Annotated in this window: 6 protein-coding genes; 3 read left to right on the forward strand and 3 right to left on the reverse strand. The window is 62.6% G+C overall.

Annotation, left to right across the window (positions count from 1 at the left end; genetic code table 11):
- Positions 1-139: 139 nt before the first annotated feature.
- On the reverse strand, positions 140-1165 hold the full coding sequence (locus Q0X61_RS12660) for a hypothetical protein (RefSeq protein WP_297743183.1): 1026 nt from the start codon (positions 1163-1165) through the stop codon (positions 140-142).
- A gap of 141 nt (positions 1166-1306) precedes the next feature.
- Here Q0X61_RS12660 and Q0X61_RS12665 point away from each other — a divergent pair, with 141 nt between their 5' ends.
- From Q0X61_RS12665 to Q0X61_RS12675, 3 genes are read left to right on the forward strand one after another with little or no spacing between them, the layout of a single operon-like run.
- On the forward strand, positions 1307-1846 hold the full coding sequence (locus Q0X61_RS12665; RefSeq protein WP_297743184.1) for a TetR/AcrR family transcriptional regulator: 540 nt from the start codon (positions 1307-1309) through the stop codon (positions 1844-1846).
- Positions 1843-2187: a multidrug efflux SMR transporter gene (locus Q0X61_RS12670; protein WP_239281897.1), complete on the forward strand. Its 345-nt coding sequence runs from the start codon at positions 1843-1845 to the stop codon at positions 2185-2187. The genes Q0X61_RS12665 and Q0X61_RS12670 overlap by 4 nt, the downstream gene beginning before the upstream one ends.
- Complete coding sequence (locus tag Q0X61_RS12675) at positions 2187-2507, forward strand: multidrug efflux SMR transporter (protein WP_239281899.1); 321 nt, start codon at positions 2187-2189, stop codon at positions 2505-2507. The genes Q0X61_RS12670 and Q0X61_RS12675 overlap by 1 nt, the downstream gene beginning before the upstream one ends.
- A 472-nt stretch (positions 2508-2979) precedes the next feature.
- On the opposite strand, the gene Q0X61_RS12680 is transcribed toward Q0X61_RS12675, so the two are convergent.
- Positions 2980-3843 (reverse strand): MT-A70 family methyltransferase, encoded by an 864-nt coding sequence (locus Q0X61_RS12680; protein ID WP_297743188.1) that lies wholly within the window; start codon positions 3841-3843, stop codon positions 2980-2982.
- A 68-nt stretch (positions 3844-3911) separates the two neighbouring features.
- A partial coding sequence (locus tag Q0X61_RS12685; protein WP_297743190.1) for a BglII/BstYI family type II restriction endonuclease occupies positions 3912-4430 on the reverse strand: 519 nt, incomplete at its 5' end.

A 4430-nucleotide genomic window follows, 5' to 3' on the forward strand; every position in this document is an offset into this window, starting at 1 on the left:
ACACAGCTGATCCCGCACGATGTCGAGATTCTCCACCACACAGCGGGACGTCACCCGGCAGGAGATGAGAACCGGCGAGTCTGGACGGTGACGAACGTGAAGTGCAGAAGACGCACAACAGCAGAGCTGAACCCCGCCTTCAGAAGGGCGCTTCGTCGCCTGCCGACCAGGGGTCTTGAGGTAGCGAGGGCCGAGCTCCCTCGGGAAGAGGCAGGCTGGTGACGACATACAGATTCAAGATGTCGTCGCGGTCCATGAACATGATCTGACTGCGCTTTGTGGCGTCGAGGGCGTTCCCAAGCCAGTTGCGGGCGGCCTTTGTTATCTCGCCGCCGGCGATGATGAATGCGTGGTCGACCAGAACTCTGCGACTAACCTCGGGGTCGAAAATCTCGTGCGCAAGCATCATGAGTGCCTGATTGTGTATCTCGGCCATGTTGGCGTTGCCGCTTTTGGTGACCCCCGAGGCATCGAGCTTTCCCTTCTTCGCTTGGATGCCGAAGTAGAGAACGTGCTGGGTGGGCAAGGTGTAACGCATCCATACGTCTTTGCCGTATTCCAGTGCCTTATCGCGGTGTCCCGCTGCCGTGACACGGTGGTACCCGAGTTGTCTGAACAGCGGGAGTAGGACCTCTTCAATCAGGTTGTCCTCACTGCAGTGATCGAGATACGCGGCCAGCAGCTGCCGCCGCTCCTGCTCAGCGCGACTCAACGGCCGGTGAGGGTTGGCCTCGAGCACCGCGATTGTCTGTGTCTCGGTGTGGCGGAGGTAACAGTGACCATCTTCGCCATAGAACGCCTCAAAGCCTTCACGAGTGAGAATCTCATTCAGCTGCGCCAGAGCATGCGGACGATCCGGCCCTTCATTGAATCGGTCACTTGGACTCATCAGCTGATCAATGAGCCTGCAGAAAATGTCCGGTGGACGCGTAGGGCCTTCGTGAGGCTCCGCGAGCATCAACTCCAAGACGTCTGCCACCCATCGGTGTCGAGTTGATCCGTCATGCTGGTACTCCGTATCCAACTCCTGAAAGAACTCCGTTATGTAGGAGCTGGAGCGGTAAGGGAAGTACCTCGCTTCTTCCTCGCTCTGAGCATCGTCGCGACCTACGTTGCCAACGATGAGGGAGCCGAGGGCCTCGAGGCTGCGGCGTTTGAACTTCACTCCGTCAGTGTCGCAAAAGTGGATGTGTTCGTTAGCCGATCCCTAAACGGGCAGTTCCGTTATCGAGCCCGGCGGGGCAGCAGCTCTCCGCTATGAACATGCCGGAGGCGCGCTTAACCAACCGGATGGTAAAGTAGATGCATGGCATCGAACTCGCGTGAAGAGATCCTCGCGCACGCTCTCGACATCATCCGTGGCGGTGGGGCGATCTCGTTCGACTCGGTGGCGCAGTCTTCCGGGCTGTCCAAACCGGGTCTGATATATCACTTCCGAACGAAGGAAGCGCTCATGCTCGGCCTTGTCGATCACGTCGCCGACGAGTGGCAGCGCGAGATGGACGCCCGGCTCACATCCCCGTTCCAGGGCTCGACAATGCGCGAGCGAGCGGGCATCTACGTCGAGGCCTGCGTCACCCGTGAACCCGACCCTGCCGACATCGTGATGCTCACCGACCCCCGCCTGCGCCAAGAGCTCACCGCCCGGTGGGCGGAGCGGATCTCGACCTGGTTCGTGGGCCTCGAGCAGCTGGCGCTCCCTGAGCGCGGATACATCACAGCTGTTCGGCTGCTCGCGGACGGCGCCTGGTTCGCCGGCGCCACAGGCATCAACATCCCCACACCCGACGAACGGGCCGTGATCCTCGCGGCTGCGTATGAACTCCTCTCGAAAGTCGAAGCATGAAGAAGTGGCTCTTCCTCGTCGGCGCGATCCTCAGCGAGGCCGCCGGCTCCCTCTCCCTGAAGGCGGCACTCGACCACCCCGCCTGGTACGCACTCGTGGCAGCCGGATTCATCAGCGCCTTCCTGTTCCTCTCCCTCACTCTGCGGCAGGGGATGGCGCTCGGCGTCGCATACGGGATCTGGGGCGCCTCCGGTGTCGCACTCACCGCCATCCTGTCCGCGGTCATCTTCGGTGAAGCACTCACCCCCGTGATGCTGGGCGGGATCGCGCTGATCATCCTCGGCGTCCTCACCATCGAGCTCGGCTCCCAACGAGCCGCCAAGAAGCGAGAGGCACTCTGATGGCCTGGCTGTTCCTCATCGGCGCGATCCTCTTCGAAGTCGCCGGCACCCTCGCACTGCGCATGGCCACACACGGCAAGAAGATCTGGATCGCCGGCGTCGCGATCGGCTACCTCGCCGCCTTCGCATTCCTGTCCCTCACCCTGAGCGCCGGAATGGGCCTCGGCGTTGCCTACGGCATCTGGGCAGCATCCGGCGTCGCCCTCACCGCCATCCTCAGCAAACTGCTCTTCGACGAACCCTTCACCTGGATCATGGCCGCCGGCATCGCCCTCGTCGTCGGCGGAGTCCTCCTCGTCGAACTCGGCGCCACACACTAACCACGCGAACCGGACGGGCCCCTGCAACAAGTTCGGAGCGGGATCCCGAACTGCGTCCCTGTCGAGGACCCGCTGCTTCGATCAGGCGCGCATGTTCGCCCATCGAGCGGCGCCCGCAAGCCGATCCCCAAACGGACAGGGCACCACGACTCATGGCGCGCTCGCGAAGGCCTGTAGGCTCGGCGGGGCCGGTTTCTTTCGGTATGAATCTGGGGGCAGTGGGGGCATGACAACGGACGCCGAGGTCACGTACGAGACGAAGACGGTCCGCTAGAGCATGTCCAAGGGCGGGGAGATCGAGTGCTCACACTGTGGGCAGAGGTTCACCTGGACAGTCATCGGCGATGTCTGGGCCGGAGGGAAGGACAAAGAGAGCGTTGACTGTCCTGCCTGCCACCACACTGCCCACACGGTCATGACTAGCGGATCAGTGCACGTTGAACCTGCGTGATCCAGTCCCGACGCAGGAACTCTATGCCGACTGTGGTGCTAGAGCGCGCTTTGGCCGTCCCTGAGAGCGGAGCTCCACGCCTTCCCGCGCCAGCAGCGTTCGCACGCGACTGACGCTGTAGCCGGTGTCGCGCACGAGCTGCTGCACACTGGCACCACTGCGATATTCGTCGGCGACAATGCGCGCGACGCGGGCTGACAGCCAGTCGCTCATCCGCTCGTTGGGCTCCATGAACGGAACCGACTCGAGCGCGCCACCCTCGTACCCCCGATGAGTTCTACCTTGCGGTTCGACCTCTTCGGCGGCCTCGTTTCCCCATGCGCTCCACCCCGGCCGCGCATAGCGGGCGAACATCTCCAGATACGGGCCGGGACTGCACGATTCGATCAGGTCGTACTGCTCGTCAGGCTTTCGGCTGTGCTCGCGCTTGCGCGTCTCGATCATATTGACCGTCGATCGGGCCGGTGCGAGCGTTCGCATCGACCCTCGAACACCGAACAGGATGGGCTCGGTGACGTTGCGGAAGTAGAAGCCGACTCCCCTGCCGTCAGGGCCACCATCCTTGCGCCGCTTGGCCCAAATGATGTTGCTGACATAGCGGAACCCCCACGCCTGCAGCACCTCAACACCCTCCAGTAGCAAGGCGTTCGGCACCCAAAGGTACAGGTGAGCGTTCTTCGCGGCGACGTTGGCGACCGGGAGCGCCTTGATGTCGGCGAGCTCCATCGTGCCGTAGCGGTCGAGTCGCCGGTGCTCTGGAGCGACCTTGCCTGTGCGGTTGGTGAACCGCCACGGCGGGTCCGCGAGGATCGTCTGGAACCCGCCATCGACACGGGGGAGGGGAGCGATGTCGGGAACTGCTGGCAGGGTGTCGATCGTGGCCACGACCTCATGCTAGCTAAGAAAAGATCTAAATACGCGTATTGGATCTTTTGTGTCGCTGAGTCGCGGTGCTACTCGGGATCGTCGATCCCATCGACAGGGACGCCTGCTTCTCCCTCTGTCGGCAGAATGACAGATAGTGCAGCCTCTTCTTCTGTCGGCTCAACGAAGGGGCTGGGTGCGTTCTCGTACGTTCTGCTACTGATCGCGACGGCAAGGATCGGGCATCCTCCCGCGTCTCCACGGGTGAGGCGCGGGAGGAGCTTGTCGAGGTTTGTGGTCGTTGTCGTGTTGAGTGCCTTCCGCGCCTCTGCCTCGGGCATCCCTGCGTCCATGCGCACGCGCGCGGCGAACTCCCGTAGGTCCGTGAGTGTGCGGGTGACCAGCACAGCAACGTCGATCATGCCCGCTTCGTACAGAGCCCGGTAGGCGCCAATGTCGCGGTCGAGGTTGCCGTCTTTGGCATTCCATTCAAGATCGAGCGCGACCCGCCCCTTGAAGTTGTCGACCTTGTATCCGCGGTTGTTCACGGTGGTGCTAGTGTCCTCCGCCGTTAATTCGTTGCAATAGTCGTCCGAGGGATTCGAGTA

The sequence above is a fragment of the uncultured Tessaracoccus sp. genome, assembly GCF_947255005.1.
Lineage (GTDB): Bacteria > Actinomycetota > Actinomycetes > Propionibacteriales > Propionibacteriaceae > Arachnia.

Coding starts and splice junctions, on each gene's coding strand:
- Q0X61_RS12665 (WP_297743184.1), top strand. CDS start 1,307: ATGGCATCGAACTCGCGTGAAGAGATCCTCGCGCACGCTCTCGACATC.
- Q0X61_RS12675 (WP_239281899.1), top strand. CDS start 2,187: ATGGCCTGGCTGTTCCTCATCGGCGCGATCCTCTTCGAAGTCGCCGGC.
- Q0X61_RS12670 (WP_239281897.1), top strand. CDS start 1,843: ATGAAGAAGTGGCTCTTCCTCGTCGGCGCGATCCTCAGCGAGGCCGCC.